The sequence below is a fragment of the Cyanobacteria bacterium FACHB-DQ100 genome, from assembly GCA_014695195.1.
GTDB lineage: Bacteria > Cyanobacteriota > Cyanobacteriia > Leptolyngbyales > Leptolyngbyaceae > Leptolyngbya.
In genome coordinates this window covers 345650-372207 of sequence record JACJNW010000028.1, presented here as the reverse complement: position 1 = coordinate 372207, position 26558 = coordinate 345650, and the positions used below count along the sequence as shown (strand labels likewise).

The 26558-nt window shown below is 48.7% G+C and carries 26 protein-coding genes; 6 read left to right on the top strand and 20 right to left on the bottom strand.

Features of this window, described 5'->3' with window-relative positions; genetic code table 11:
* Complete coding sequence (locus H6F51_12905; protein MBD1823381.1) at nucleotides 1–2196, bottom strand: EAL domain-containing protein; 2196 nt, start codon at nucleotides 2194–2196, stop codon at nucleotides 1–3.
* 181 nt (nucleotides 2197–2377) lie between these two features.
* The gene (locus H6F51_12900; protein MBD1823380.1) at nucleotides 2378–3205 is read right to left on the bottom strand and encodes an alpha/beta hydrolase; all 828 of its coding nucleotides are present in this window, start codon (nucleotides 3203–3205) and stop codon (nucleotides 2378–2380) included.
* 169 nt (nucleotides 3206–3374) lie between these two features.
* On the opposite strand from H6F51_12900, the gene H6F51_12895 reads away from it, so the two are divergent.
* The 4 genes from H6F51_12895 to H6F51_12880 all read left to right on the top strand — a co-directional run bounded on the left by H6F51_12895 (nucleotide 3375) and on the right by H6F51_12880 (nucleotide 7027).
* Nucleotides 3375–3743, top strand: coding sequence for a Lin0512 family protein (locus tag H6F51_12895; GenBank protein MBD1823379.1), 369 nt, complete (start codon nucleotides 3375–3377; stop codon nucleotides 3741–3743).
* Nucleotides 3740–4675 (top strand): RluA family pseudouridine synthase, encoded by a 936-nt coding sequence (locus H6F51_12890; GenBank protein MBD1823378.1) that lies wholly within the window; start codon nucleotides 3740–3742, stop codon nucleotides 4673–4675. Before H6F51_12895 ends, H6F51_12890 begins: the two co-directional genes overlap by 4 nt.
* Before the next feature lie 67 nt (nucleotides 4676–4742).
* Nucleotides 4743–5042 carry a hypothetical protein gene (locus H6F51_12885; GenBank protein MBD1823377.1) on the top strand — a complete coding sequence of 100 codons (300 nt, stop codon included), beginning with the start codon at nucleotides 4743–4745 and terminating at the stop codon, nucleotides 5040–5042.
* 92 nt (nucleotides 5043–5134) lie between these two features.
* On the top strand, nucleotides 5135–7027 hold the full coding sequence (locus H6F51_12880) for a S9 family peptidase (protein ID MBD1823376.1): 1893 nt from the start codon (nucleotides 5135–5137) through the stop codon (nucleotides 7025–7027).
* Nucleotides 7028–7038: 11 nt separating this feature from the next.
* Here H6F51_12880 and H6F51_12875 read toward each other — a convergent pair whose 3' ends face one another.
* From H6F51_12875 to H6F51_12810, 14 genes are all read right to left on the bottom strand, one after another.
* A complete protein-coding gene (locus H6F51_12875) occupies nucleotides 7039–7896 on the bottom strand; it encodes a Tab2/Atab2 family RNA-binding protein (GenBank protein MBD1823375.1) in 858 nt (285 codons plus the stop codon).
* Nucleotides 7897–7947: 51 nt separating this feature from the next.
* A complete protein-coding gene (locus H6F51_12870) occupies nucleotides 7948–8328 on the bottom strand; it encodes a histidine kinase (GenBank protein MBD1823374.1) in 381 nt (126 codons plus the stop codon).
* A gap of 251 nt (nucleotides 8329–8579) precedes the next feature.
* A complete protein-coding gene (locus H6F51_12865; GenBank protein ID MBD1823373.1) occupies nucleotides 8580–11507 on the bottom strand; it encodes a PAS domain S-box protein in 2928 nt (975 codons plus the stop codon).
* A gap of 313 nt (nucleotides 11508–11820) precedes the next feature.
* Nucleotides 11821–12159: a thioredoxin family protein gene (locus H6F51_12860; GenBank protein ID MBD1823372.1), complete on the bottom strand. Its 339-nt coding sequence runs from the start codon at nucleotides 12157–12159 to the stop codon at nucleotides 11821–11823.
* Nucleotides 12160–12206: 47 nt separating this feature from the next.
* Nucleotides 12207–12920 (bottom strand): hypothetical protein, encoded by a 714-nt coding sequence (locus H6F51_12855; protein ID MBD1823371.1) that lies wholly within the window; start codon nucleotides 12918–12920, stop codon nucleotides 12207–12209.
* 31 nt (nucleotides 12921–12951) lie between these two features.
* Nucleotides 12952–13302, bottom strand: coding sequence for a hypothetical protein (locus H6F51_12850; GenBank protein ID MBD1823370.1), 351 nt, complete (start codon nucleotides 13300–13302; stop codon nucleotides 12952–12954).
* The gene (locus H6F51_12845) at nucleotides 13247–13873 is read right to left on the bottom strand and encodes a hypothetical protein (protein MBD1823369.1); all 627 of its coding nucleotides are present in this window, start codon (nucleotides 13871–13873) and stop codon (nucleotides 13247–13249) included. The genes H6F51_12850 and H6F51_12845 overlap by 56 nt, the downstream gene beginning before the upstream one ends.
* Nucleotides 13874–14018: 145 nt before the next feature.
* Nucleotides 14019–14675 carry a 4-vinyl reductase gene (locus H6F51_12840; GenBank protein MBD1823368.1) on the bottom strand — a complete coding sequence of 219 codons (657 nt, stop codon included), beginning with the start codon at nucleotides 14673–14675 and terminating at the stop codon, nucleotides 14019–14021.
* A 2-nt stretch (nucleotides 14676–14677) separates the two neighbouring features.
* Complete coding sequence (locus H6F51_12835; GenBank protein ID MBD1823367.1) at nucleotides 14678–15172, bottom strand: hypothetical protein; 495 nt, start codon at nucleotides 15170–15172, stop codon at nucleotides 14678–14680.
* Between the two features lie 16 nt (nucleotides 15173–15188).
* Complete coding sequence (locus H6F51_12830) at nucleotides 15189–15503, bottom strand: hypothetical protein (protein MBD1823366.1); 315 nt, start codon at nucleotides 15501–15503, stop codon at nucleotides 15189–15191.
* The gene (locus H6F51_12825; GenBank protein ID MBD1823365.1) at nucleotides 15500–16180 is read right to left on the bottom strand and encodes a 4-vinyl reductase; all 681 of its coding nucleotides are present in this window, start codon (nucleotides 16178–16180) and stop codon (nucleotides 15500–15502) included. The genes H6F51_12830 and H6F51_12825 overlap by 4 nt, the downstream gene beginning before the upstream one ends.
* A 174-nt stretch (nucleotides 16181–16354) precedes the next feature.
* The gene (locus H6F51_12820) at nucleotides 16355–16828 is read right to left on the bottom strand and encodes a phycobilisome protein (GenBank protein ID MBD1823364.1); all 474 of its coding nucleotides are present in this window, start codon (nucleotides 16826–16828) and stop codon (nucleotides 16355–16357) included.
* A 126-nt stretch (nucleotides 16829–16954) separates the two neighbouring features.
* Nucleotides 16955–17365 carry a 2Fe-2S iron-sulfur cluster binding domain-containing protein gene (locus H6F51_12815; GenBank protein MBD1823363.1) on the bottom strand — a complete coding sequence of 137 codons (411 nt, stop codon included), beginning with the start codon at nucleotides 17363–17365 and terminating at the stop codon, nucleotides 16955–16957.
* A gap of 17 nt (nucleotides 17366–17382) precedes the next feature.
* Nucleotides 17383–17601: a hypothetical protein gene (locus H6F51_12810; protein MBD1823362.1), complete on the bottom strand. Its 219-nt coding sequence runs from the start codon at nucleotides 17599–17601 to the stop codon at nucleotides 17383–17385.
* A 340-nt stretch (nucleotides 17602–17941) separates the two neighbouring features.
* Between H6F51_12810 and H6F51_12805 the strand changes: the two genes are divergently transcribed.
* Nucleotides 17942–18964, top strand: a complete 1023-nt coding sequence (locus tag H6F51_12805) for a LysR family transcriptional regulator (protein ID MBD1823361.1) — start codon at nucleotides 17942–17944, stop codon at nucleotides 18962–18964.
* Nucleotides 18965–19002: 38 nt separating this feature from the next.
* On the opposite strand, the gene H6F51_12800 is transcribed toward H6F51_12805, so the two are convergent.
* A complete protein-coding gene (locus H6F51_12800) occupies nucleotides 19003–19692 on the bottom strand; it encodes a US12 family protein (GenBank protein MBD1823360.1) in 690 nt (229 codons plus the stop codon).
* Between the two features lie 794 nt (nucleotides 19693–20486).
* Between H6F51_12800 and H6F51_12795 the strand changes: the two genes are divergently transcribed.
* The gene (locus tag H6F51_12795) at nucleotides 20487–21473 is read left to right on the top strand and encodes an RNA polymerase sigma factor, RpoD/SigA family (protein MBD1823359.1); all 987 of its coding nucleotides are present in this window, start codon (nucleotides 20487–20489) and stop codon (nucleotides 21471–21473) included.
* Here the strand turns inward: H6F51_12795 and H6F51_12790 are convergent.
* From H6F51_12790 to H6F51_12780, 3 genes are all read right to left on the bottom strand, one after another.
* A complete protein-coding gene (locus tag H6F51_12790; GenBank protein ID MBD1823358.1) occupies nucleotides 21466–23055 on the bottom strand; it encodes a glycosyltransferase family 39 protein in 1590 nt (529 codons plus the stop codon). The two genes, H6F51_12795 and H6F51_12790, sit on opposite strands and share 8 nt — an antisense overlap.
* Before the next feature lie 5 nt (nucleotides 23056–23060).
* Entirely contained in the window at nucleotides 23061–25301 is a 2241-nt protein-coding gene (locus H6F51_12785; protein MBD1823357.1) for an FdhF/YdeP family oxidoreductase, read from the bottom strand.
* 324 nt (nucleotides 25302–25625) lie between these two features.
* The gene (locus H6F51_12780) at nucleotides 25626–26315 is read right to left on the bottom strand and encodes a pentapeptide repeat-containing protein (protein ID MBD1823356.1); all 690 of its coding nucleotides are present in this window, start codon (nucleotides 26313–26315) and stop codon (nucleotides 25626–25628) included.
* Nucleotides 26316–26558: the final 243 nt, after the last annotated feature.

Below are 26558 nucleotides of genomic sequence, written 5' to 3'. Positions count from 1 at the left end.
TTAAGCATCTTCAGCTAATCGGCTGCTGGTAGGCAAAGTCTGGCTCAGGTGCAAAAAAGGTTGGGACTGCACAATCAGTTTTTCTGCATCCCTCTGAGGTACTGGCTCCGAAAACAGAAACCCTTGAGCATACTCACACTTCAGCGCTTTTAGCTGTGTCAGTTGCTTCATGGTTTCTACCCCTTCCGCAACCACATCCATGCCCAAATTCCAAGCGAGGGTAATAATGGTGCGAACCAGTTCGAGCTTCTCTCCATCCACATCGACCCGACTGATAAAAGACTGATCGATTTTCAGCACATCCATTGGGAAGCGGTAGAGATATCCCAGTGAAGAATATCCGGTGCCAAAGTCATCCACCGATAGCTGAATGCCCATTGCTTTGAGTTGCAGCAGCATATCCATAGCAAATTTGGTGTTTTCCATGATCGCGCTTTCGGTAATTTCGAGCTTTAAGCAGCGAGCATCGACTCCTGTTTCAGCCAAAATTTTCCGCACTTGGTCGATCAAATAGGGCTGTGAAAACTGTCGGCTCGAAAGGTTAACGCTAACGCTCAGCGGTGGCTCTGATGCAAATTGGTCTTGCCATTGCTTCAGTTGCCGGCAAGCTTCGCGCAGTACCCACTGTCCCAGCGGAATCACCAGTCCAGTTTCTTCGGCGATCGGCACAAATTTTGCCGGAGAAATCGTGCCTTGCTCCGGGTGCTGCCACCGCACTAGCGCCTCAAACCCCGTAATCCGCCCATTGGCAAGCTCGATAATCGGCTGATAATACAACTCAAATTCCTGCCGCTCGACCGCTTTGCGTAAGTCATTCTCAAGCTGCATCAGCGCGACGACATGCGTGTGCATATCAGTGTCAAACACTTCATGACACGCTTTCCCCTGTGCTTTGGCGCGATACATGGCAATATCTGCACCCCTGAGCAAATCTTCTGGACGATCGAACTCAGTTGAAGAGAGCGTAATCCCAATACTCGCAGAAGTAAACACCTCATGCCCACTCAGATTAAACGGCGCTGAAAGGGCTTGTTGAACTCGTTCTGCAATCTTTTCCGCATCGCTATCTTGCTGAATGTTCTCTAGCAAAATCGTGAATTCGTCGCCGCCGAGCCTTGCGACCATATCTTCCTGTTTGAGGCAGCCTTCGAGCCGGCGAGCGATCGCAACTAGCAACTGATCCCCCAGCATATGTCCGAGACTGTCGTTGATCACCTTGAAGCGATCGAGATCCAAAAACAGCAGCGCAAACTGATAAGACTCATCTTCATGAGCACGCTCAACCGTTTGGGTTAAACGCTCCATAAACAGCAACCGATTCGGCAAGCCGGTCAGCGAGTCGTGAAACGCATTGCGGCGCAGTTGTTCTTCGACAATTTTGCGTTCGGTGACTTCGCGCATGACCGAAACAAAGTGGGTCACCTGTCCTTGCTCATTGCGAATCGGCACCATGTTGACATCGACCCAAAAATGAGTGCCGTTCTTGCGGTAGAGAACGACTTCAGCCCGTACAGGTTGATAGCTTCTTAAGGCTGTACGGATGCGATTCACTTCTGCCATTGAGGTTTTTTCGCCCAGCAGCACCAGCGCTGATTTCCCGATCGCTTCGCCAGAGGAATAGCCTGTGGTGCGTGAGAAGGCATCATTGACATAGATAATTCTTAAGCTGAGTGGGTCAGCGACCGCTTCTTCAGTCTGCGAAATCATCACGATTTCATTTGCGTTCACCACCACCGACTCCAACAGGCGCAGGTATTCTTCAAGCCATTTGCGCTCAGTGATGTCTTTGACGGTAATCAGGGTTGCGGTCGCTGATCCGGCTGCATCTTCGAGTTGGGTGACGTTTACTTCTGCCCAGAACTTGCGACCATCTTTGCGGCGTAACTGTCCTTCTTTCCAGCCATAGAACGGTTGTGGTTCGGCAGCGTCCTGAAAATCGCGCCATCCTTCAATTTCATGAAAAAAGTCATGGGCAGGTTTACCCACCATTTCTGCGGCGGAACATCCCACCAGTTTGGCAAGACGTGAGTTGACGTAGAGTACCTGATCTTGCAAATCGGTGATCACAACTCCGTCGCTGAGATTTTCCACGACGGTTTGCAGCAACCACTCAGATTCTTGAATCAGCGCGGATGCAGGGCTGGGATCGGTTGCTGCGGGCTGGTTAGAGCACTCCGGATCGATCGACTTTGCCATGCCTGCTACCTTGAAGAGATAATGCAATTCAGAAGGAAACACACCTTATTAAATTTGTTGTGTGAATGAGTTCGATTTTTCACGTCAACTGATAAAGCGTGATCGCAATATTCTGCACCAGAATACAGGAAATGCGACGGTACTGTATTTATCTTGCCCACAATCGTATCGGGATAAACGGTTACGTCAGGGACAGACACCAGGCGGATAGCTGTGCAGCGAGTTCAGGGACAAATTTCTGCGGTAGGCTGTGGTCAGCATTGGGCAGAATTACCAACTGGGCGTTGGGGATTTGATTGGCGTAGGTTTGACTATGCCAGAGCGGGATTGTTTCGTCTTGGTCGCCTGTAATCACCAGAGTCGGAACAGTTAAGCGATCGATCTCTTTTTCCACCGTGTCGATCGCGTCTTCAGGACGCATCCGATCGACGAGAAACGATCGGGCGGCGGGTTGAGTATTCAGTTCGCGGCGTATCCAGGCGATCTGAGCGATCGTTTTTTCTTGGGCGATCAGGGGTGCGATCGGTTTAATTAAGTCTAGCGCCCAGTCGATCACCGGAGTCTGCCATAAGATCGGGCGGAGGTGATCGTAGCGTCCCACAAAACTGTCGTCGCGAATTCCGGCGGGAGCCGCGAGAATCAATCCTTTGAGCGAGTCCGGGTACTTCAGTGCATAAGCCGCAGAGACCCATCCGCCAAAGGAATGCCCCATCAAGTAAAACGAGTTTAAATGCAGGGCTTCGACGACTTGCCGCAAAAAGGCGACTTCTTTAGCAATGTCGTAGCGAATTGTCGGGCGTGCCGATTCTCCAAATCCCAATAAGTCTAAACTGATGCAGCGAAAATTGGATTTTAGGCGATCGCTGAGTGGCACCCAGCAGGACGCATTCCCCATAAATCCATGTAGCATTAGCAATGGAATTCCTGATCCGACTTCAATATACGCAGCAGGAACAGTGGTTAAGTCATCGAAATCAAGCTGAACTTGGAGAATCTTTTTTTGTAGCAAGCGATCGTCAATCTGATACTTCACCCTTTAATTTAGCGTGAGTTCAATCAAAAACGTTCGCTTCATTTGGGTATTTAAGTAGTCCCCAAATGTTCCATACGTTGATAACTTAGTGAATCGTTGAATGCGATCGATTGATACGATCAAGAGGCTGTGTTTCGAAAGTGAAATGGCGCTAAAACGGTTTGTGATCGAGATGGGAATGGGTGTGGATCAGCATGGACAAGATCCGACCGTTGCGGCAGCAAGAGCCGTGAGAAATGCGATCGCGCACAATGCCTTACCCGGAATTTGGGAAGTTGCTAAATTGGAGCATCCGAGCGAGATGGTGATCGAAGTGCAAGTGGCGGTTCCTCATCCTGAGCAGGTGCGAGAAGACGAGGTGTTACAAGTTCTACCGTTTGGGCGTAAAACGCTCAAGCTCGAATCGGGAGGCATGATTGTGCAGGGACGAGCGATCGCAGAGTTCAACGATAAAAACGACGATATGTATGTTGCGGTTGCAGCGGTGACGGTGTTTGTTGAACAGCCAGAATGATCCATTTGAATCAAGGCTGGATTTATACAGATCGAGTCAGTCAGTCAGGAATAACGTTGCTGGAGTATTACACTCAGCGCTATACGCATTCGACTCAGCAGGAATGGCGCGATCGCATTCAATCTGGAGCGATTTCGATCAATGATGTTCCGGTTACTGATCCAGAGACATTGCTTGGCTCAGGACAACAACTTGCTTATCAGCGATCGCCCTGGGCTGAACCGGATGTTCCATTTAATGTGATTACACTCTACGAGGACAATGATTTATTGATCATTGATAAGCCTTCTGGATTGCCTGTATTACCGGGAGGACGCTTTCTTGAGAATACGGTGTGGGGATGGCTAAGACGGCAGTATGTGATTCCTCCAGTTCCCATTCATCGGTTAGGGCGAGGGACATCGGGAGTGATGGTACTTGCGAAAACGGAGAAGGCTCGATCGCAACTCTCGAAGGATTTGCGCGATCGCACACTGCAAAAACGCTATCGTGCTCTAGCAACAGGTATTCCAGACCTCGATCGCTTCACAGTAACGGCTCAGATTGGCAAGGTGGCTTATCCTCAGTTGGGCTATTTGTACGCAGCAACAAAAACCGGAAAAGAAGCCATGAGTCATTGTGTTGTGCTGAGGCGCGATCGTTGTTCAAATACAACTTTGCTAGAGGTGACGATTCCAACAGGTAGACCACATCAAATCAGAATTCATTTAGCAGCAGCAGGACACCCACTTTGGGGCGATCCGCTTTATGGGACGGGTGGAATTCCGATCAATCAGACTTCGATTCCGAGTGATTGTGGGTATTTGTTGCACAGCTATGAGCTGTGTTTGACTCACCCGACGGAAGGACATTCGATCAGGGTACGATCGCATCTTCCAGCATTGTTATGCCTACCTGATGAAGTGCAAGGACACGAAGATTCGATAGATTAAAAGCATCAATTTGTACTTGCTGATTGTACTTGCTGAGGTCGCAATGTTTAGATCTATGTTTAGACCTATGTTCCTGATTGTTCCTGGTGTTGTGTTGATGGCAAGTTTTCCGGCGTTTGCTCAGTCGCTTCCGAGCTTACCGATTGTTGATCGTCAATGCCTCACCCGCGATTTAACCCCGACGAATGCTCAGGACTTCTTTAAGCAGGGACAAGCACAATTCGAGCGTGAGATCCATGAGATCCAATTGTTGGAGCGTCGATCGCAAGTGCAGCAAGAGGACTTATTAAAGATTGATCCCGCAACTCGCGATTTCGACAAATTGACCGTACGATGGCGATCATTAACAAGAAATTTAAAGCGTTAAGCACGACTGTCCGAACGGATTACACTTAGACAATGAAATTTTTTACCCGTTTTCTTGCCACAGTTCTCGCGGTTCTCCTTCTTTCAGGGCTTATGACAGTCGCACAAGCAGCAGACATCACTCCGGGCGATAACCTTGTCGTCGAAAGCATTCCGCCGATTCCCGCAGCATTAGCGCAAACGGTCGATCGCTACACGCAATTTCGATCGGCGGGCTTATTAAGCTGGCATCCCCAGCGTCGAGAGGTTTTGATTACAACTCGGTTCGGCGATGTAGCTCAAGTGCATCGCGTCGCGTTTCCGCTCGGCAGCAGACAGCAGATGACCTTCTTCAGTGAACCTGTGTTTCGGGCATCGTATCAACCGACAAAAGGCGATTACTTTGTCTTTAGTAAAGACATTGGTGGCAATGAATTTAGTCAACTGTATCGCTATGATTTGGCGACAGGTGATGTAACGCTGCTGAGCGATGGAAAATCGCGCAACAGTGGCGGGGTGTGGTCGAATAAAGGCGATCGCATGATTTACAATTCGACTCGTCGCACCGGAAAAGATAACGATTTTTACAGCATTGATCCGACGAATCCAAAGAGCGATCGTTTACTGGCTCAGGTGGAAGGAGGCGGTTGGGGTGGCATGAGCTGGTCGCCAGACGATCGACAGCTATTGGTGATGGAGTTCGTTTCTGTAAACGAGAGTTATCTTTGGATATTTGACACGAATTCCGGTGAGAAGAAACTGATTACGCCAAAAGATGGAAAAGAGAAAGTCTCTTATCAAGGCGGCGTGTTTAGTAAAGATGGAAAAGGTTTATACGTTGTTACCGATCGCGACTCGGAATTTCAACGACTTGCCTATATTGATCTTGCCACTTTCAAGCACACTTATTTGACCAGTCAAATTCCTTGGGATGTTGAAGAATTTGATCTCTCAGAAGATGGGAAATCCCTGGCGTATGTCTCAAATGAAGATGGAATTAGTGTTCTGCATTTGATTGATACGGCAACGAATCAGGAGAAGCCTTTACCAAAATTACCGATCGGACAAGTTAGCGGCATTAGCTGGCATCGGAACAGTCAGGATTTAGGATTTACGCTCGTTTCAGCTCGATCGACGGCGGATGCGTATTCGCTCAATGTGGTGACAAATCAGATCGATCGCTGGACAGAAAGCGAAACAGGCGGATTAAATACCACTAACTTTTCTGAACCTGAATTAGTGCGGTGGAAGAGTTTTGACGATCGGACAATTTCGGCATTTCTCTATCGTCCTCCTGCAAAATTTCAGGGTAAGCGCCCTGTGATTATCAATATCCACGGTGGGCCTGAAGCACAATTTAGACCGAGCTTTTTAGGACGCAATAACTATTACCTAAATGAGTTAGGTGTTGCAATTCTGTTTCCAAATGTGCGCGGCTCTACGGGCTACGGTAAAACATTTTTGCAGCTTGATAACGGTGCTTTGCGAGAAGATTCGGTTAAAGATATTGGTGCATTACTCGATTGGATTGCGACTCAACCAAATTTGGACAAAGACCGAATTTTGGTCACAGGTGGAAGCTATGGCGGCTATATGTCGCTGGCAGTTTCAACAAATTACAGCGATCGCATTCGCGCTTCGATCGACATTGTGGGAATCTCAAACTTCGTTAGCTTCTTAGAGCGCACTGAGAGTTACCGTCGAGATTTGCGCCGCGTTGAATACGGAGATGAACGCGATCCAAAAATGCGCGAGTTTCTGTTAAAAATTTCGCCGCTTAACAATGCCCAAAAAATCAAAAAGCCCTTGTTTGTCATTCACGGTAAAAACGATCCGCGTGTTCCCTTGAACGAGGCAGAACAGATCGTTAAAACCGTGAGAGATAATGGTGTTCCTGTGTGGTATCTGATGGCAAAAGATGAAGGACACGGATTCTCCAAGAAGAAAAACATTGACTTTCAGTTCTATTCCACCATCATGTTTATCAAAGAGACACTTTTGAAATGAGCATTGTCACCTTAAAACCCAATCTCCTGCATCAGCCAAAATCCTGCAAACGCCTCGACATCGGGACTTTCCTGAATTGCTAGAAAATGAACTTGATTCGATCGCTCCTTTGCCGCTTCAAATTGCTGCGCTTCTGGAACCGCTCTTTGGTCCAAGGTGGTCAAAAACCAGCGATCGTTCACCCCAGTTTCCAACAACAACCGATTCGGCAACGCTAGATCATATTTAACCGCAGCAATCTCTAATCCCGACATCCAAGCCGCCATTGCGGTCGCGCGTTTCGTGAAAATAATCAGCCCCGGCACAGGCGTATCCGGTTCAAGCTGCGTCAAACTCAAGGGAAATGCTTCCCCAAAATCGATCGACCATTCGCCCATATCCGCAAACGCCTCTAGCGGCAAGGTTGCAAACGTCCATTTCTGACCCTGTAATGCGTCGGGCAGGACTTGCGGCGGTAGCACCGGAAACACGACCGAAGGATTAATCGACGGCTGATACCCCGGATCCTTTGGATAGACGTTTTGAGCGCGATCCTGCATCCAAGTCGTTAGCGCAAAAGTACGGCGACTTAGCACAGCAGGCACATCCAATCCCTTGCAGGCGGTCGTAATCATATTCGACATCGCCTGCCGAAAAAAGCGAATTTTGTCCGGGGGATTCGGCGCGTTCGCAATTGCCGCCTCGATCGCATCTTTTAACCAGCCGGAATTCACTTCTGTACTCGGACAGTATTTGGAAAACTGAAACAGCTTCTCCGGTTCAACATCCACAGCGGTTGGGCTTTCGCAAATTAGCACTTCCCAAACCTTCTTATTTTGCTCGTCCAAAATTGGACGTGAGTAGTAGTCAAGTTCCCAAATCGTTGCCATAAAATTTAATCGTGCGATCGCATGAGCTATTTAACTCCTAACACCTTTTCGTCACCCGATCGACACGGTTCTCAGTTGATGACACCCTCTTAATCCCAAAGTAGGGTTCGATCGATAATCGTCGCTCGGTATCCACACGCTCAACTGCCGCTCCGTCGAGATGAAATAGAGATATGCCGCATTCGGATCGTATTTCAAGCCCACTTTGAGATTCGAGAAATCATCCTCGCAAATCTCAAACCCAAACCGCACGACCACCTGAGCCACCAGGCATTCGGGTGTATCCTGCGTTTCACCCAACGCATCCCGCTCTTGCCAAAACGTATCTAGAAACGATTCCAAAATCGGCAGCATCTTCTCCGGCGCACCATTCCGACTGGCATAAACGATCGCTGGATTTCCTTCGACTACGATGTGACAGGGAGTAGGCATAAACATCAGAGGCTCAAGATCACCTCTAGCATAAGCCTCACCGATGCCATCTGTTTGCACTCTTCTAAATTCAACGACCGATTTCGGGAAATATACGGCTCTAAAGCCTAATCCCCCTTCACAGAATGTTGGGTATACCTATTACAACCCACTGCGCCCTATGTCCTTACCCGTTCGTTTCTTCTCAATCGAGTCTTGATTCATCTCGCTGTAAAACTCTAGAGTCACGTCAGCAGTATCGCGCACAACACTTAGTGATTAGAATCAAACTTCACCTGCAACGGTAATCTCACGGTAAAGGTTGCTCCTCGCCCTTCTCCGTTGCTGTCTACTGCAACTGTTCCTCCATGAAGCTCGACAATTTGACGCACGATCGCGAGTCCCAAGCCGAGTCCACCAAACTTGCGGGTGGTCGAACTATCTTCCTGGCGGAAATAGTCAAACACATACGGCAGAAAGTTAGGATCAATGCCTTTGCCGTTATCGCTGACCTGAATGCGAGCGTAATCACCCACCTGAGCTAACTGCACCCAAATCTGCCCGCCTCCTGGTGTGAACTTTACCGCATTTGAGAGCAAGTTCCAGACTACCTGCTGAAGCCGCACCGCATCGCCGATCGCACCCTGTGGATTAGAGTCAAGGATTGAGTGAAGCTGGATTGACTTTGCCTCCGCCGCTAACCGCACCGTCTCGATCGCCGCGCCGATGATCGCCTTGAGGTTGATGCTGCTTTTGTTTAGGGTGAGCTTGCCGCGCATGATACGAGAAATGTCGAGCAAGTCTTCGACCAGTTGCGACTGTAATCGAGCATTGCGCTCGATCGTTGCCAGCGCTGCGTTAGATTTTTCCGCATCTAAACGCCCGTTTTGCAGCAGCTTAATCCAGCCCAGAATTGGATTCAGGGGAGTGCGGAGTTCGTGAGATAAGACCGCCAGAAATTCATCTTTGATTCGGTTTGCCGCTTGCGCTTCTTCACGAGACGCTTCTGCGATCGATCTCGCTTGTTGTTCGGCTTCGTAGAGGCGAGCATTCTCAACCGCGATCGACGCGAGCTGCGCCAGTTGCACCAAAATTGCTTCGTCGGCTTCGGTAAACTCTCCGTCGAGTTTGTCCGAAAGTTGAATCAAGCCAATATTTTGCCCGTTGTGCCCAACCAAGGGAGCCGCCAGCCACCCCCGCATCGGCGGATGATGCTCTGCCTCTTTACCAAATCCTTTCCAATGGGGATGGGCTTCGAGTTCAGCCTCAGTCATTCGCATGGGTTGGTTATGACACACACAGCTATAGATGCCAGCGCCATCAGATGGGGCGTGATAGTCCCGCCACTGCGCGTATTTTTCCGAAAGGTAAACGGCAGTAATTGCCTGTGCCCAGTTTTGATCGCTCGTCAAACTCGTTACTGATTGATGCGCCCCGACGATCGCTGCCGCTTGATCCGTAATGGTTTGCAGCACTTGTTCAACCGAAAACGCAGAATTAATCGCGATCGAGGCTGCGGTCAACCCTTGCAATTGGTTCGTGTATTGTCGTTCAAGGGCTAAAAGCTGTTCTCGCTTTAGTTCCGCTTGCTTGCGATCGGTGATATCGCTCGAAACCCCAATAATGCCGATAATCTCGCCTCGCTCATCCCGGTAAGGCGCTTTCACTGAGAGAAAGACTCTTCGCCCCCCAACCACTTCGACAATTTCTTCAAACTGCTGTGGCTCTCCAGTCCGCATCACAACGCGATCGTTGTCCATGATTTTCTCAGCTTCGTCGATCGGCTCAACAAATTCCAGCGCAGTTTTACCCACAATTTTTTCTGCGGGTTTGCCGATGAGAGCGAGAACTGCCGGATTGACCACCAGCATTCGTCCGGCTCGGTCTTTAACATAAACTAGCGTCGGAGTCGATTCGTTAATCGTGTTTAAAATTGCGTTACTTTGGTGCAGCGCGGCTGTCGTTTGTTTCAGGTCGTGAATGTCGATCGCGGTTCCGTACCATTGGATGATTTGCCCAGCCTGATCGCGCAGGGGCATGGCGCGACTGAGATGCCAGCGATATTCACCGTCATAGCGTCGCAGTCGGTGTTCACATTCGTAAAACTGCCCGGTTTGCAGGGCTTCTGTCCAGCGATCGACTGTGGTTTGCAAATCGTCTGGGTGAACGACCGGGCTCCAATTCCATCCCATCGTCAGAGTTTGATCGATGCCGACATACTCCTCCCAGCGCGGGCTAAAGTAATCAAACGAGCCGTCGATCGTCGTTGTCCAGAAGATTTGGGGCAAGAGTTCAGTCATGAGACGAAATCGCGCTTCACTCTCGCGTAAACTTGCTTCTGCTTGTTGGCGTTCGGTTTCTCGCTGCTTAAGAGCGGTAATTTCTTGAGCTACACCGAGAATCTGTCTGGGCGCACCTGCATCAGTTCGGCTGAAGATGGTCTCTTTCGACAACAGCCAGCACCATTCGCCATCCGATCGGCGCATTCGGTATTCAAATTCCAGCACTTCGGAATCGATCGCCGTTTGAAACCGACCCAAGTGATCTATTAATCGCACTGAATCCTCCGGATGAATCAGTAGCGCAAGTACGCGATCGCCCAATTGCTCGAACTGTTCGGGTGTGTAACCTAGAATCTCACCAACTTGGCGATTGATATAAACGTTGCGCTGCTCAATCAGGTCATACACATACAGCATGCCGGGAACTGTAGCGGCGATCTGCTGAATTAGGTGCTGAAACTGCGGTTGCTGCTCGGTTAGGGGTTGAGGTGAAGTGATGGGAGTAAGGGTCGCAATGACAGTATCGGTTGTCGTCGCTTGGAATAAGGGGGTAAGGGCGAGATGCAGCCAGAGGCGTTTGCCATCAGGTCGATTTAACCCTAGCCGGATCTCACGGTGATACTTGCAGTTGATCGCGGTGTCGAGCGGCAAGGGTGATCCATCTAGATGCGTAATCTGCCAAGCTTGATCAAACAATCGGCGACCAAGTAACGCTTCCACTGAGTAACCGAGTAGCTGAGCCGCGATCGCATCGCATCCCTGAATTCTGCCTCTTGCCAGTTGCAGCACTCCGCTCGCTGTATAAGATGTCGGATTGGGTAACAGATTACATGGCTGAGGATCAAAGGACAGATTCCGCATGAGGTTATGGGTCATACAGGCAAACTCAAAGTCATCATGGGCGGTGTTCCAACTCATGCACTCTGCACTTTGCAGGGGCGATTCTCTCCTTTACGTGTGATGAGTCGATCCCAATTGGGTAATTCTTACCCGATCTACACGCTAATGAGAGCCTCGTCCCAGTCGAGCCGTTTCCATCTATCAAAGAACATAGGTCTACAAGTTCGCATCTACCAGTTGGAAGACGCGATCGAATTTTTAGAATTTCAAGGAAAAATCTAATTTGGCTTCTAAGCGCAGACGATCGTCACGAGTTGCAGAATTCTAGTCAAGTTGGAAGCGCCTTTGGATTAGTACCAGTGCCCTCGCAAAGCCGCGATAAATCGCGGCTTTACCGAGATCTCGCAGGCGCAACCAGAAGTTCTTGGAGAATTGATCGTAGCTCTTCACGCCGCTGATAACTATCTAACCGATGCAGCACCTGACCCCCTTCAAACAGCAATACTGTTGGCAGTGTGGTAATTCGATAGCGACTTGCCAGCTTCAAATTTTCATCTGCGTTGATTCCGACCAATTTGAGTCGATCGCCATACTGCTTCAAGAGTAAATTCAGCGATGGCTCGATCAAGCGACAGATCCCACACCAAGGTGCCCAGAAATGCACAAGAACCGGGGTCGTTGATTCAAGAACTTCTTGGTTAAACGCCCCTTCGCTAATTCCTGCTTGCATAGTTCTCCAAAAATTATTATTTGCTTTTACTAAGGCTTGGGATCATGCTACCAGCCTACGTTCCCAGATGCACGAATTACGATTGGGTGAAGCCACCAAAATAATAGAGTGAATGCCCCCACTCCGACATAAGCAACCCGCAAAAACTCTTTGAGTTCAAGCGTCTGCTTACCTTGGACGATCGCGGCAAACGGCACGATCGAGGTTCTCGCTTTCACCGCTGCAAACGCTTCACCATATCGCGCCGTCAACCGCCGATCGCCGTTCCACACTCCGAACAAGTGATGCAGAATTAACCCGATCGAAGTGACAACCATAAAACTGCTGCCCACCCACAAGGTATGGGCAACGCACCAGATAATCTGTCCGACCATTTGCGGGTGTCGCGTAATCCGAATAATGCCCGTTTCATATAGATGCACTTGCGGTTTTTGAATCGCCGCGATTTCTAACAGATTAAACGTCGCAGGATAGAGGAACAAAAACGAAATTGCTGACAAAATCCAAACGATCGTAGAAACGCCTGGAACGCCCTGAACATTCCAAAGCTGTAAGCCGTCATAGCGATGATTGAAAAAGTAGATCAGCATGGGTACCGCAATACTCAGACTCACCAGCGCAAAAATCACCCGATACAGTCGTGCCCCGATCCGTTTTTCTGCCACCATTCGCAGTGATGCCAGCCCACTATGCGCGATCGCGAACCCGACGAGCCATCCAAACATAATGAAATGGCTGGAAGTCAACCAGTCAAAAGCCATACCTAACCGAACTTTGAAGAATAAATCTAGCTTACAAGCTCGCGGAGCGCATCGCTTCAAGATTCAAGCTGTAAAGTGCGCTTTCCGCTTGATGCCACGTTGCGATCGCGAGTCCCGTTTCTCCATGCGCCGCGATCGCGCAAATGCCTTGCGGAATTTCTGATTGTCCAATTTGCTGCCCGTTGTAATCCATTGCAATGAGTTGCTCCTCGTCGCAAACAACCACTCCCCAAGGAAAAGCCGCAACAAATTGAGGACGAATTGCGATCGTAAGCCGAATTAACCGATACGGTTTGAGATGCACTAACAGCAGCGATCGTTCATGTTCAACTTCGGTTGCAGCAAGGCTGCGGCAGCGTCCAAAAGCCCAAAAGCTTTGCACTCTCCTGGTCTCTCAACGTTGCAACTACCATCCAGCGCCCTTGTGGCTCGATCGCGATTCGCGATGGGTGATGCAGTCGAGTTATCAATTGCGGCGCTTGCTCAGAAAGCCGGTAAACAGATCGCTCTGTCACCGCAAAACAGCCTTGCGATCGCACAGTTAATTCCCGAATTGGCTCTGCAAGGGTAGCAATGGGTAAAGCTTTTCCACTTCGGCGATCGACGAATCCCATCGGATACGAACGAGCTTGCAGCGTTTCGACGTGACTGAGAAAAATTAAGGCGGATCGACGAACATAGCGATCGTACTGGGGAAGGGTAGCCGTCTCTACGACTCCAATCTGCCCAGATTGAGCGGGCAACCGTTCGTTCCGCAAAATCTCAGGCAGATAGAATAGCGGAGCGATCGGAGTTGTTCGATTTTGAGCACCTACTTGAAATGTTTGTGCAGCCGCAGACTGCAGCGCAGCCCGCATTTGAGCCGCAGACTGAAATCTTCGCGCCTTTAACTTCTCAAGCGCTGTAGAAATCGCAGTTTGCAGCGATGTTGGAATATGCGCTGGAATACGCACAGGTTGATTGAGATGCGCCGCTATGATTTCTGTGTGCAGACCCGAAAAGCCCAAACTGCCCCCGACCCACCAATCCTAGAATGCGATACTTGAATGGCTTGAACTTAGCGTCTGATAGCGTAGACACCTCTCAATCGATCCCACGCTAGACCAATAAACGAGGCAGAATAGATTCGTGGTCAAGCTGTTTTTCCACCAAACTCTCAGCCTGCTCTAGCCGCTTTTTCAGCCCAACCACAAACAGATTACTTGCAGCTCCCAAAGATTCACAGCGCGTTTGCACACAGTGTAGCTCTCGCTCTGCAAGCTGACTAAAGATTGCCGCAAACACTCCTGCTTCTAGATGACAAGATGGCAGCACAGGATCGATCGCAACTCGCGCAAACGGCGAATTTGTTGTCTCCACAACGAGAAATCCGCGATCGTGATAGGTCTGATCTAAGCTCAGTTTGCCTAAACCGTAAGTCATCCAGCATTGCTTCAAAGCTTGCAAAAAGTCTGCCATTGGCATTTCAACTAGCGGCGCTCTATAATAATCGCTCATTTCATCCCGGAAGCGATTAAAGAAATTTCTCCCCCACCAGCGACCGCAGTTAAATAAAACCAATCGCGAAGCTTGACCTGTTTCTTTGTTCAGCCCAGAGTAAATCCCCTGAATGAATGCTTCAGGCAGCGAGAGCAATCGATCTCCCCGTCGACTTTCAAGCAACCCCATTTCTAGATCGCCGCGCACATAGATATCGCTGGCGTAGTAGTTCGCGGGCAGACGATCGCGAATCAATAAATCGCTAACAGAAATCATGATTAGAAAATCCCTGCGACGGTGAGCATTTCTTCGGGCTGCGCTGGCATGATCGCTTCGGCTTGATTGAGAAACGGTTGTAGAAGCGCCATCTGCTGTGGAGCCAGTGACAGACGCAGTTGCTGTTTCATCAATTCAAAGAAAGCAGCATCTGCACCTTGTGCTTGATGCAGTTCGATCGAGTCTTTGAGCCAATCTAGCAGCCGAGACTGCACAAAGTTCGGGTCATTTAGCAGCATCGCCATTCCACAGTGGCGTAAGATTAACATTCCGTTTTTAATTGCTCGCTCTAACACGGCGAGTTCTGCATCAGGCAGATCGAATTGGAGCTGATCGGCAGCTTGTTGAATTAAGTCAAGCTCTCGATCGCGCAAGGCTCGATAAGCATGGATGCGGTCTGTGATTGAGCCAACATAGTGCCCGATTAATTGAAGTTCTTCGGGTTTGAGGTAGCGGTGTTCGGCTTCATCAAAAATTTCGTGAATGGGAGATTGCATAAGCGTTCCTGTCACATTAAAACAAATCAGAAAAATCAGTCAAGGTAAAGTCATCTGTCGGTTCTGAAGAAGATTCGAGAGGTTCAACTAGGGAAAGTCGGGCTGCGGTTCCTTCCCAATGAATTGCAGCGAAAAATTGACCGACTGGTAAGTTGAATGAAAGTTCTGTCAATGGCTCGATCGCGGCGGCTTGTTCCAACTGTTGAACCACCTGCGGCGTTGGAGCAATAGGTTGATCTTCCCAATTGCAGGTTGTGAAAAACGTTTGAACCGAAGAATATAGCCAATTCTGAGTACCTTGGAGGTCGTTCTGTTCCAGCATGAGAGTCATCGGAGTTCTCCTGCTCTGAGCCGTTTTTCGATGTCTCTTGCAGTCGCGCCTTCATTCAGCCAAAAGGATGCTGCATCAATCCGTTCTTGTCCGCCAAGGAGGAACTTACAGTAGGTTTCGCCCATCGAATAGCACTGAATTTCGATGCAGCTAAGCTGTTTTTTCACCAATTCCGTAAAAAAGCCAGCAAACAATCCAGCATATAAAAAGCAAACCGGTTTACCCACATCCCCCAGCGTCCGCGCCACGGCTGAGTCAAACACACTGATGAACATGAATCCTTGTTTGCGATCGCCCAAATCCACTTCCCAGCGTCCCCAACCCTGGGCGGTAAACGACCACCACCAAGTTTCAAGCAAGAACATTAGATTGGTTTGACGCATCGGGCGATCGTATTCTTTTTCAAACCATTTCTCGAAAAAGAACGCATCTTTTTGACCCCACTCGCAGCCGATCGTGTACATCGTTGCCGCTGAAGCATCACCCACTTCTTCTTCGAGTCCTTCAACCAAACCAATGATGAAATCTTCAGATGTGAGAATGTTTTGACTGTTGTTCCAATCAACGATCGTGCCTGTATCCGAATTGAATTGATAAAAGTCTTTGAATCCGTAGTGGTTATGTTTTTTCGGATTCTTGAGCTTTGCTGAGGTTTGATGAGAAAGTGCAATGGGCATAAGTTTTCTAGGGGGGTCAAGCAATAAGTAGCCAATCAGTGAAGCGACAACAGATGCGCTGATGGGTTTCAGTGTGCCCAGATTCGGAGTTTTGAAACTTTCCTGCTTCAAGTCTTCTACTCATGGGGAAGTTAGGAGCATCTCTCTGTCTAGAACGAAGCGAAAAGCTGGCTGCTAAACTGTTCCAAGCATCCGGCGATTCAATTCTAGAATCGGTAAAATCAAATTCGCTTCATTGACCGTTAAAACCTGTTTAATCACATCCTGCATTACTGTGTAAGTGACACCACAGCTTTTCTGAGCATTAAACGCCCGCATCATCGTCTGAAACCAAAAGAGAAACCGTTCCCGCATCGACTCTGGGTCGTCAATCAGCATCGTAGCGGCAGAGTAGCGCAGAACTCGCACTGTATCGCGCTTCCATTTATTTGTTAAATCCTCGTTGCCCTGACGAAACAACATCGGATCGATCGCTCTCATTTTCGCTTGTACCTGCTGTATGATTACCGCTTCAAAGGCTTGCAGCTTCTGATAGGTTTGGACGCGCAACTCATACGATCGAGCATACTCAATTAGAAAACGGAGTTCCTCATCGGTGGCGTAGCGTCCTTCGGTTTCTTGCGTTAACCGCTGGATCTGACTCAACATAAGCGTTATCGATTTAGAGTTGTTTGAAGCGTTCCCTGTTTCTTTGTGAATCTAAACGCTAGACGAATTCGAGAAGTAATTTGACGGATTGAAAGGGGTCGTGTCTTCGATTTTTTTCAGCATCGATCAGGTAATTAATTTTCCCGCTTCCACCAGAACTTGCCCGGTCAAAGGATGTAGGAGATCCTGTTCAGCTCTGCGACCAATTAGCGCTTCGATGTCTTTGATCGAGTTGACATACATTCCTGGAGGTAGCTCCACGACGACTCCACTCCCGATAACTCTCGCTTGACACGCCAATCGTGAATTCGGCTTACAAGAGGTGATCACTTCCAAAGTGCGCTGCTCACGTCGAGCGATTGGAGTCAAAGAAGCCATTCCATCCCTGACGTAGATATGACAAGTCGCGCACCTTCCATGCCCGCCACATTCTTTTAAAACATCTAAATCTTTGTTGAGAAGCACCGAGAGGAGATTCCCCATTGTTTCGATCGCGCTGTCTTGGGCGATCGGTTCAAGGCGTAACGTTTTCACCATATTTAGGGCAATAGTGTTTAGGGCAATAAAAGAGCTTTTTGGGTATCCGTGAGGGCGTGTTGTTCGACGAGGACGGCATAATCGCTCACCGCTTGAGAACAGCGACGAATAAACTGAGCCACCCAAGCGCGAAACCAGTCGTGCAGCACCACTTGAGTTTGAGCGCACTGAAACTCAAGCACTTCATATTCAGTTGGGATAGTTTCGACAACTCGTAGAATGCCTTCAGCCAGCAATTGCGATCACCCTTGAAAAATCTCAGGATGACTGCTGTAAAAAACTGGCTCAGACTGTCTAATAAATAGGGCGATTCCCGTGATTCCTGGTACATTCAGAAAGTCCTGAATAACTTCCTGGTTCATAGGCTGATTTGCTCATCGTTTTGTACAATACTTGCCACATCAATCGCTGGAGGAAATTTGACTCAGCGCGATCGCGCAACTAAAGCTTGCCTATTTTTTCCATTTTTGATTGTTCTTCATAATTGTTCACACTCTCTAGCTGGCTTCCCAGTTTAGAGTGAACGCATTGATCTCCCGGTGTAATTCAAGCTCCTCACACTTTAGGCTTAGCCGTATGTCTGACCTTCCTTTCACTCTCGATCAGTTACGTATTTTGAAGGCGATCGCGTCTGAGGGCAGCTTTAAGCGGGCTGCTGATAGCTTATACGTTTCTCAACCAGCGGTAAGTCTACAGGTTCAGAATTTAGAACGCCAGCTTGACGTGCCCTTATTTGATCGTGGTGGACGACGAGCGCAATTGACCGAAGCAGGACATTTGCTTCTAAATTATGGGGAGAAAATCCTAACGCTTTGTCAGGAGACTTGCCGCGCGATCGAAGATTTGCAGAATCTCCAGGGCGGGACGCTGATTATTGGCGCAAGTCAAACGACGGGAACCTATTTGTTGCCGCGCATGATTGGGTTGTTTCGACAGCAGTATCCGGATGTAGCGGTTCAGTTGCACGTCCACTCCACACGACGAACCTCTTGGAGCGTGGCGAATGGTCAGATCGATCTGGCGATTATTGGCGGTGAGATTTCTCCTGAACTTCAAGACTCGCTTGAAATTATTCCCTATGCCGAAGACGAACTCGCGCTGATTTTGCCTCCGTCTCACCCTTTATCCCGCCTAGAAACGATCCAGAAAGACGATTTGTATCGTTTGCAGTTTATTGCCCTCGACTCTCAATCGACGATTCGCAAGGTGATCGACCAAGTTTTAGGACGCTGTGGCATTGAAACCCGCCGCCTCAAAATTGAGATGGAGCTGAATTCGATCGAAGCGATTAAAAACGCGGTTCAGTCGGGTTTAGGCGCGTCGTTTGTGTCGGTGTCTGCGATTGAGAAAGAGTTGCAAATGGGAATGCTGCATCGCGCCAGAATTGAAGATGTAGTCGTGAAGCGCAATCTCTCGGTGATTATTAACCCGACTCGATATCGATCGAAAGCTGCGGATGCGTTCTGCCGAGAAATTTTGCCAAAATTCACAAATCTGCCGCTGAAGTTCGAGCGCCCGACTCCTGCCTATCCAGAACCCCAAAGCCTGAAAGCGATGCTGCAAGCCGCGAGTAATCGAGCGATTTCTGAACTGGAATAAGGAAGTGCTCAGGCGATCGACGCTTGAGCATTCCGAACCTATCGGCGCGAAGATAGCGACATGACAATCCGCAGCACGTACCAAAATAGCAATGCCACCGATGCAAATAGCTCTAGGGAGGCTGCGACATATTGGTGCGTCGCGTAATGGTGCATGACTTTTGAGGTGTCATACAGGATCGCAACCGAGGCAAAGAGCACCATTGCAACCGAGAAGATCAGCCCCAGCGTAAAGCCGAAGATCACGCTGCACAGAATCAGACCCAGCGCGATAAATCCACCGATCGTCAAAACACCGCCCAAAAACGAGAAATCTCTTTTCGTCGTCAGGGCAACCGCCGTCAGACCTGCAAATAAGAGCAAGGTCAAAATTGCGGCAGTCGGAATCACGCTGGGATCAGAAAAGGTCGCGGCGATGTAAAGAATCGGCGCAAAAATCAGGGCTTCTGCAATGACGTAGATTGCCAAACCTGTGTATTGCGTTTGTACAGAATCCGCTTTTGCAGCGAGCGATCGAGACAGCCAGCCCAACAGCGCAAACGCTCCCAAAATCGCCAGCCAGGTAAATCGACTCGATGCGATAAACCCAGTAATGGCGGCAGCAATTCCAGACTGAAACAGCAGCACTTCAAGAACAATGAACGCGCCCACGGCTCCAGCTAAGTGTAGATAGGTCTTCTGGATAAACTGGGCACGCTCTGTCGGTCGAGATTGAGCGACAGTCAGCATAAGCCTTTTTCCTCATGTTGAAACAACTTACCTGTCAGCTTAACGAACGCATACAAAATCGCGTTGAGTATAAGTGCCATTTCTATCAAATTGAGGACGATGGATCAATCAATCTACATACGATTGAAAGTATTAAGGATCGTTATTTTTTTATGCGATCGTCATCTAAATGTCACTGCATTTTCACATTTAAAAACTAGGTTAGAACAGCCACAATCTAACAAACATAAAGCTGTCCTGAAACTGTTAGAGCAAATTTTCTCGAACTCTCAAAAGTGGCACGTGGCAAGACTTCCGAGCGTTTAGCATCGCTAAAGAATCTAACTGGTAGAAATCACAACTCCTATTGTTAAAAATGGTACGGTTATCCCCCACGCGATCGTCTATTCATTCCCTCACAGACCCGTCATGATAAAAGAAGAATTTAACCGACCTTCAGTTCTATTTTGGATCGCTCTATGCCTCGCGTTTTGTTCTCTCAAGCGATATATTTTCTGAGATTTTCCCAGAAAGTCCTGCGAGGCTCTTTACTTTTGTTCGAGTTCGTCCTATTATTAAATTAAAGTCGAATTGACTTCGACATAGGAACCCAGCTCTTACTTTTGTCGTCAGGTTTACAGCGTAGACCTTTACCCTATTTCCCTTCAGTTCAGGTTGTTCTCTTCCACATTCTGTGTTTAAGTGATTGCCTTCGTGATGCCTCAGTTCTGAGCGCACCTGCTTCTTAGTCTTTACCCTCGATCCATCAGAGTTTCGCCGCCCCAATCGTTTTCATTTCATGGAGTTGACTGCACATGGCTACTGCCAACACCAAATCTAAATCCGCTCCCAAGTCCACCTACAGCGCCGATATGGTGCGTACTTACCTGCATGAGATTGGTCGTGTGCCGATGCTGACCCACGAGCAAGAGATTCTCTACGGCAAGCAAGTGCAGCAGATGATGACGCTGCAAGAGAAGAAAGAGAAGCTTGCTAAGAAGCTTGGTCACGAGCCGACGCAGCAAGAGTTTTCTGAGCACGTTCATCTGAGCGATGCTGAGTTGACTGGCATCTTTACGCGGGGTCGTCGTGCTAAGCAGAAGATGATCGAAGCGAATCTGCGCCTAGTGGTGTCGATCGCCAAGAAGTATCAGAAGCGCAATCTTGAGTTTCTGGATCTGATTCAAGAAGGATCGCTGGGCTTAGAGCGCGGGGTTGAGAAGTTTGACCCGACTCGCGGCTATAAGTTCTCAACTTATGCGTACTGGTGGATTCGTCAGGCGATTACGAGAGCGATCGCTCAGCAAGCCCGCACGATTCGTTTACCGATTCACATCACCGAGAAGCTCAACAAGATCAAGCGTGTTCAGCGTGAGTTAGCGCAGAAGCTTGGACGGGCTGCGACTGCAGCTGAGATTGCCACCGAGTTAGAGCTTGAGCCCGATCAGATTCGTGAGTTTCTGATGATGTCACGTCAGCCGGTTTCGCTCGATCTGCGCGTCGGGGACAACCAAGATACCGAGCTTCAGGAGTTGTTAGAGGATAACGGCCCTTCGCCGGATATGCACTTGACTCAGGAGCTTTTACGCCAGGATCTTGAGACGTTGATGACTGACTTGACTCCGCAACAGCGCGAAGTTCTAAGCCTGCGCTACGGTTTGCAGGATGGTTACGAGCTATCGCTGGCGAAGGTGGGCGATCGTTTGAATCTGAGCCGTGAGCGGGTTCGTCAGCTTGAGCGGCAAGCGTTGGATCATCTACGTCGTCGCAAAGCAAACGTTCGCGAGTATATTGCTAGTTAGTTTCGTTTCTCACATCAGATGAAAAAGGGGCATTGATCGATGTCCCTTTTTTTGGCCCAATGCGGTAGATTGTGAACTCCGGACTAGCTTGATAGCGAGATAGGTTGCGATCGAGATATTCCATGAGCTGAGGATGCTGGCTCGCAAACTGCTCGGGTTTAACCAGTCCAAACCAATCTGCTCCTTTGCCTGCAAGCTCTTTTAACAATCGAATTCCTTCTTCATCCTCCAACTGAGAGAGTGACGAAGACCAAGCATAAAGCGGAGGAAACACCCATCCTCGACGCTGGCTGTAATAAACTGTAACAGCATCCCCAGGTGTTGAAGTCGCAGTGACAACCAGTTCATTGGTTTGAGCCGCCTGCCGTAAAGCGAGTCCGAGTTTGAAGTCCTGTTCGGCAAAAGGTCGCAGCGCAAATCGGTGCAATGCTCTTTGCCCAAGTCCACCAATCAAGAGTAAAACCACAGCCATCCACGCTAATGATGCTCGTGTTCCCAGTTTTGCTCGAATCCATGCAGCGATTTTAATCAGACTATGGGCGGTGAGAGCCGCTGTAGCAGGATTTGATAGGTTCAGGTTTGTCGGATTATTCACTAAGCCTTGAGCGGCGATCGCGTAGTAAAACCCAAATGCAAGCATCCAAATGTGAAATAGCCAAGGCGCTTTATACTCGTTGTGAGACGGTGGACGCAGAAACAATCCAACGATCGCGAGAACTATGACGGGCAATGTCCAGAACCAGCGCAATTGATATAAAAGTTTTGGTAAAAAGTAATTCTGTTCTAGAAACCGCGATAGCCCATATTTCCAAACCCAGTATTCGCCAGCGGCTACATAGTAAGGCGGCTGGGTGCGAAAAAGGTGGAGTGCCCAAGCGTAATAGGCAATGACCGGAATTAGAGTGACAACGCCAGCACCCGCAATTAAAGTAAGCTGCTTTAAGCGTCGATTTTGTTTCTGGCCTAGAATGGTAACGATCGCATAAAGCATCGGGATTCCTACAATCAAGCCGGAGATCTTGGTCAGAAAGCCGAATATCCCAGCCAAGCTTGCGAGTAGTAAGTAATGCAGTTTTTCTGTTTGCAGGTAGGCGACAAGTAGCCAAACGCTCGTAATCACCAGCGATAGCATAACTGGATCGGGGAGAAAGGAGCGATCGACATAAACTGCACCGGGTAACAGCGCTAGGACTGCGGCCCCGACAACGGCATAGTTCTGACCCCAAACGCGGCGCAACAGTTGGTAAAACGCGAAAATGCCCCACACGCCAAAGACGATTGCAATCGCGCGACAAACCCAATCATGCTGCCCGACAATGCGGTACAACAACGCCGCAAGATAACTGATCGTCTGAAACTCATATCCGACAACTTGATCTCCTGGCCCATTCCAGCTAATTTTCGGATAAAAGATATTCCAGTTTCCTCTGTAAAAGTTATCCGCGATCGTGGCAGTATCAGACTGTCTCCAACTTGTTGCATCAATAAAGGGCTGATCAACTTTATAAAACCGAAGAATTGCTGCCATCAGTAGGATTGCAATCAATCCGTAAGTTGCTGCTCTAGAGGCTTCTCTTCTCATTCGCTCTATTTAGTCGAGACTGCTTCAGGTGCGTAAACGACAACGGGAACTCGTTTATAAGCGGGCGTTCCCGATCGTGGATCAATCTTAGCCTTGAAAATAGCATTAACCTCAGGATAAAACATCATCGCGGCACCCGATCGAATCATGCCGTAGATGATTTCAACTTGTTCGAGCTTACCTGCATCGCCCTGCACCGTGACGCGCTGATGCTCTCGAAATCCTGCCCGCTCTGCATCTGCTTGATTCATCAAAATACAATTACGGTGCGGCATAGCGCGATATTTATCTCCAGGCTTGTACACCACAGTATTGTGCTGTGCGTAGCTGCGTCCTGTACCTAAAATCAGTGTCAATCCGGGAATTGAGTCTGGTAGACCAAAGTCTTGTTTTGTTGGAATTGAGAGCCTTGGTAAAGGTGCGACAAACATTGAAGCTTTTCCGCTAGCTGTGGGGAACTTCGGCGTTGTAAACACGCGATTGGCGATCGTAAACTCTTCTTCGGTGTCATCGATTTCACCGATCTTTTCATAGCCTGGAATCGTTTGAGCGATCAACTGCCGCACATACTTTGTATCTTGAAGCTTGCGCCACTGGACTGGAGATTCTTGGAGGGCGCGATCGGCAATCTCCGTTAAAAATCCCACTTCAGAAATCAACTCCGCATTTTTCAGATGAGTGTGACCCTCATCATTTAGGCGCACGAAGTTGTTGCCGGATTCAGCCGTCGTTTTATGAGGATTCTCAAACCGAGTGAGCACAGGAATGACGATCGTATTGTGGCGAGCGAGTCCGTGAAAATGTCCTAAGTTTGGCTTAGTTGCAACATAGAAGATAGTTTCGATGCTGCCGAGAGCGCGTTTTGCCTGAGTTAAATCAGGGTTTGCAGCATATAAATTACCACCTAAACAGATTAAAGTATCGATCTGACCTGCATCTGCGGCTTCAATCAAGGCGCGAGTATCATAGCCCTGAATCCGGCTCAAAGGCTTTTGCAATAATTTCTCTAATGCTTGCTGAATCTCTTTCTTCAGGTGAATGGTGACACCCATTGATCCAAAGCCCTGCACATTCGAGTGTCCCCGAATCGGCATGGTTCCTGCCCCTTCTTTCCCCACATTGCCACTAATCAGGGCTGTATTGGCAATGCTATAGATGTTATCGACTCCATTTTCTTGTTGAGTCACACCCATTGCCCAGGCGAAAACGACTCCTTCTGAAGTGCCAATGAAATTTGCAGCGAGATCAATTTCAGGCTTAGACACTCCGCAGACTTCGGTGATGGTTTCCCAAGAAGTTGATTGGGCATAGTCAATCACCGCTTGCCATTGTTCTGTATAGGCTTCAAGAAAGTCTTGTTTCACTAAATTCTGCTCGATTAGTGCTTTTTGCAACCCCACGAACAATGCAACATCACTTCCGGGAATAGGTTGTAGATATAGTGAAGAAATGTCAGAGCCGCCCTTCAACATGGATTTAATCGGAAATGCAGGAGAACCGAATTTAACCAATCCAACCTCGATCGTAGGATTGATCACAATCACCTTACCGCCACGATCGCGCAGTTGAATCAATTCATTCATCAATCGCGGATGGTTTGCAGGCGCATTTGATCCAATCAACACAACACAATCCGCTTTTTTCAGACTCTCTAAGCTCACCATTGATGTGCCGGAGCCAAACATATCTTTCAGCCCTACTGTCGAAGCAGAATGACACAAATCGGAACAATCGGCTAAGTTGTTCGATCCCAAAGCTCGCATCATCAATTGTAATAGATAGGCAGCTTCATTTGAAGATCGTCCTGAACTATAAGATGCCACTCGTTCTGGAGCTTTCTGAAAGGCTGCTTCTGCAATCTGATAGACTTCATCCCAGCTAATGCGCTCATAGCGGTTACTACCCTTTCTCAGAATCAGGGGATGACTTAAGCGCCCTAGATTGTTTGCTTCTTGGGAAGTTAAAGCTTGCAATTGAGCGATCGTATACTCTTGCTCAAAAGCCGTGGCAGGTTGTAGCTCAGACGCGATCGCTTCCACACTTTTGGCACATCGCTGGAACACTTCCCCGTCTTCGTTGACAAATCCACCTTTCTGTCCGCCAGTTCCCCAGGCACAGGACAAACACGCGCTTTTATGAAACAGCGTTTGCCAAATCTTGGCTCCATCCGGCGATAACGTTTGCTCCGCCCAATATTGCACGACTGCCATTCCACCGCCAGACTGAGGAGGTTTTTCTTGCGCCATGACCAAGTTTTCGAAATCGAGGTGTGTCCTTGATCCTAGCGTGTTTTTAAGCGCTCTCATTGCTGAAGCTAGAAGCCTCTATCATGAGGCATACTCACTATATCGATTCGATCGACTCCGCCTTACAGCAAGCTACATTACTCCCTCTTCTGTTGCTCGCAACCCTCAATAGCCTCTCTCCAGCCAAGTTCGTCATGCTGAAGCAACTGCACTCTCACTCTATAAGCTACCAGAGTCGGTGAGGCTGTATGCAGTTGAGGCAAAGCAAGTTCAGCCGCCTGCCGGACAAGAAGCGGTGCGTTGGCACCTTTAAGCTTCAAATATCTAAGCTTCAAACATCGCGCCGCGCTGGATCAAATCCCGCTTTGCATCTCTCGAAAACCAGCGGGAATCATTAAACCGCGTTCTCTCAACCTTTGTGCCCACAAGATTCGTATCAGACAATACTGCGCCTCGTAGATCTGCTCCAGTCAGGTCGGCTCCATACAAACTTGCCCCACTCAAGTCTGCATTGATCAAGTGTGCCCGCCGCAGCGTTGCGTAGCTTAAGTTCGTCTCACTCAGCTTCGTTCCATTCAAGTCTGCACTCGTTAATGTCGATCGTCGTACATCTGCATAGCTCAACTTCGCCTCGGTCAAAATTGCACCCGTCAGATTCGCACCATCTAAAGTGGCGTTCACCAAGACCGCACCCGTTAAATCTGCATTGATTAAGTTTGCTCCCGTCAGCGTCGCATCGGTCAGATTTGCATGTGCCAGATTGCTACTAATGAGCCGCGCATCGGTTAAATCCGTGCTAATCAGGCTGGCTCTCACCAGTGTTGCTTCGATTAGATCTGCCCGTGCCATATTCTTCGATCGAAGATCGACCCCGCTCAAATCAATTCCTGAAAAGTCTTGAAGCGGGTTTAGTCCTGCGATTTCCGCAAGAATTAAGAAGTCATCGGTGTCAGCCTTTGTAACTCGTTCAATTAAGTCCGAGAGAAGTTGAAGAGATTGCTCTTTGGTCATCATATTTGCCTTGCCTAACTGAGACCATCTGGGGACACAGGACGTTGCACAGTTAGGAATACAAAACGGCCCTGGCGCATTTCGCACAAAGCTTAGAAAGTTTATCAAGATTTGTGAAGGGTCGCCCGTCTCAGTAATGGTAGAGACAACCCAAACTCGCGAAAAGTTAGGAATTATAATATAGTATAGCCAAATCTCCTATATCTCGCTTGGGACAAGACAATATCGACCCACTGCTTTAGGAGA

What these genes read in the sequence shown, in the direction of transcription:
- H6F51_12785 (MBD1823357.1), bottom strand. Translation starts at nt 25,301, where the DNA reads ATGGCGCAAGAAAAACCTCCTCAGTCTGGCGGTGGAATGGCAGTCGTG.
- H6F51_12835 (MBD1823367.1), bottom strand. Translation starts at nt 15,172, where the DNA reads ATGCAATCTCCCATTCACGAAATTTTTGATGAAGCCGAACACCGCTAC.
- H6F51_12880 (MBD1823376.1), top strand. Translation starts at nt 5,135, where the DNA reads ATGACAGTCGCACAAGCAGCAGACATCACTCCGGGCGATAACCTTGTC.
- H6F51_12890 (MBD1823378.1), top strand. Translation starts at nt 3,740, where the DNA reads ATGATCCATTTGAATCAAGGCTGGATTTATACAGATCGAGTCAGTCAG.
- H6F51_12825 (MBD1823365.1), bottom strand. Translation starts at nt 16,180, where the DNA reads ATGCCCATTGCACTTTCTCATCAAACCTCAGCAAAGCTCAAGAATCCG.
- H6F51_12780 (MBD1823356.1), bottom strand. Translation starts at nt 26,315, where the DNA reads ATGATGACCAAAGAGCAATCTCTTCAACTTCTCTCGGACTTAATTGAA.
- H6F51_12790 (MBD1823358.1), bottom strand. Translation starts at nt 23,055, where the DNA reads ATGAGAAGAGAAGCCTCTAGAGCAGCAACTTACGGATTGATTGCAATC.
- H6F51_12840 (MBD1823368.1), bottom strand. Translation starts at nt 14,675, where the DNA reads ATGATTTCTGTTAGCGATTTATTGATTCGCGATCGTCTGCCCGCGAAC.
- H6F51_12805 (MBD1823361.1), top strand. Translation starts at nt 17,942, where the DNA reads ATGTCTGACCTTCCTTTCACTCTCGATCAGTTACGTATTTTGAAGGCG.
- H6F51_12800 (MBD1823360.1), bottom strand. Translation starts at nt 19,692, where the DNA reads ATGCTGACTGTCGCTCAATCTCGACCGACAGAGCGTGCCCAGTTTATC.
- H6F51_12860 (MBD1823372.1), bottom strand. Translation starts at nt 12,159, where the DNA reads ATGCAAGCAGGAATTAGCGAAGGGGCGTTTAACCAAGAAGTTCTTGAA.
- H6F51_12885 (MBD1823377.1), top strand. Translation starts at nt 4,743, where the DNA reads ATGTTCCTGATTGTTCCTGGTGTTGTGTTGATGGCAAGTTTTCCGGCG.
- H6F51_12795 (MBD1823359.1), top strand. Translation starts at nt 20,487, where the DNA reads ATGGCTACTGCCAACACCAAATCTAAATCCGCTCCCAAGTCCACCTAC.
- H6F51_12870 (MBD1823374.1), bottom strand. Translation starts at nt 8,328, where the DNA reads ATGCCTACTCCCTGTCACATCGTAGTCGAAGGAAATCCAGCGATCGTT.
- H6F51_12820 (MBD1823364.1), bottom strand. Translation starts at nt 16,828, where the DNA reads ATGTTGAGTCAGATCCAGCGGTTAACGCAAGAAACCGAAGGACGCTAC.
- H6F51_12865 (MBD1823373.1), bottom strand. Translation starts at nt 11,507, where the DNA reads ATGAGTTGGAACACCGCCCATGATGACTTTGAGTTTGCCTGTATGACC.
- H6F51_12830 (MBD1823366.1), bottom strand. Translation starts at nt 15,503, where the DNA reads ATGACTCTCATGCTGGAACAGAACGACCTCCAAGGTACTCAGAATTGG.
- H6F51_12905 (MBD1823381.1), bottom strand. Translation starts at nt 2,196, where the DNA reads ATGGCAAAGTCGATCGATCCGGAGTGCTCTAACCAGCCCGCAGCAACC.
- H6F51_12855 (MBD1823371.1), bottom strand. Translation starts at nt 12,920, where the DNA reads ATGGCTTTTGACTGGTTGACTTCCAGCCATTTCATTATGTTTGGATGG.
- H6F51_12895 (MBD1823379.1), top strand. Translation starts at nt 3,375, where the DNA reads ATGGCGCTAAAACGGTTTGTGATCGAGATGGGAATGGGTGTGGATCAG.
- H6F51_12875 (MBD1823375.1), bottom strand. Translation starts at nt 7,896, where the DNA reads ATGGCAACGATTTGGGAACTTGACTACTACTCACGTCCAATTTTGGAC.
- H6F51_12815 (MBD1823363.1), bottom strand. Translation starts at nt 17,365, where the DNA reads ATGGTGAAAACGTTACGCCTTGAACCGATCGCCCAAGACAGCGCGATC.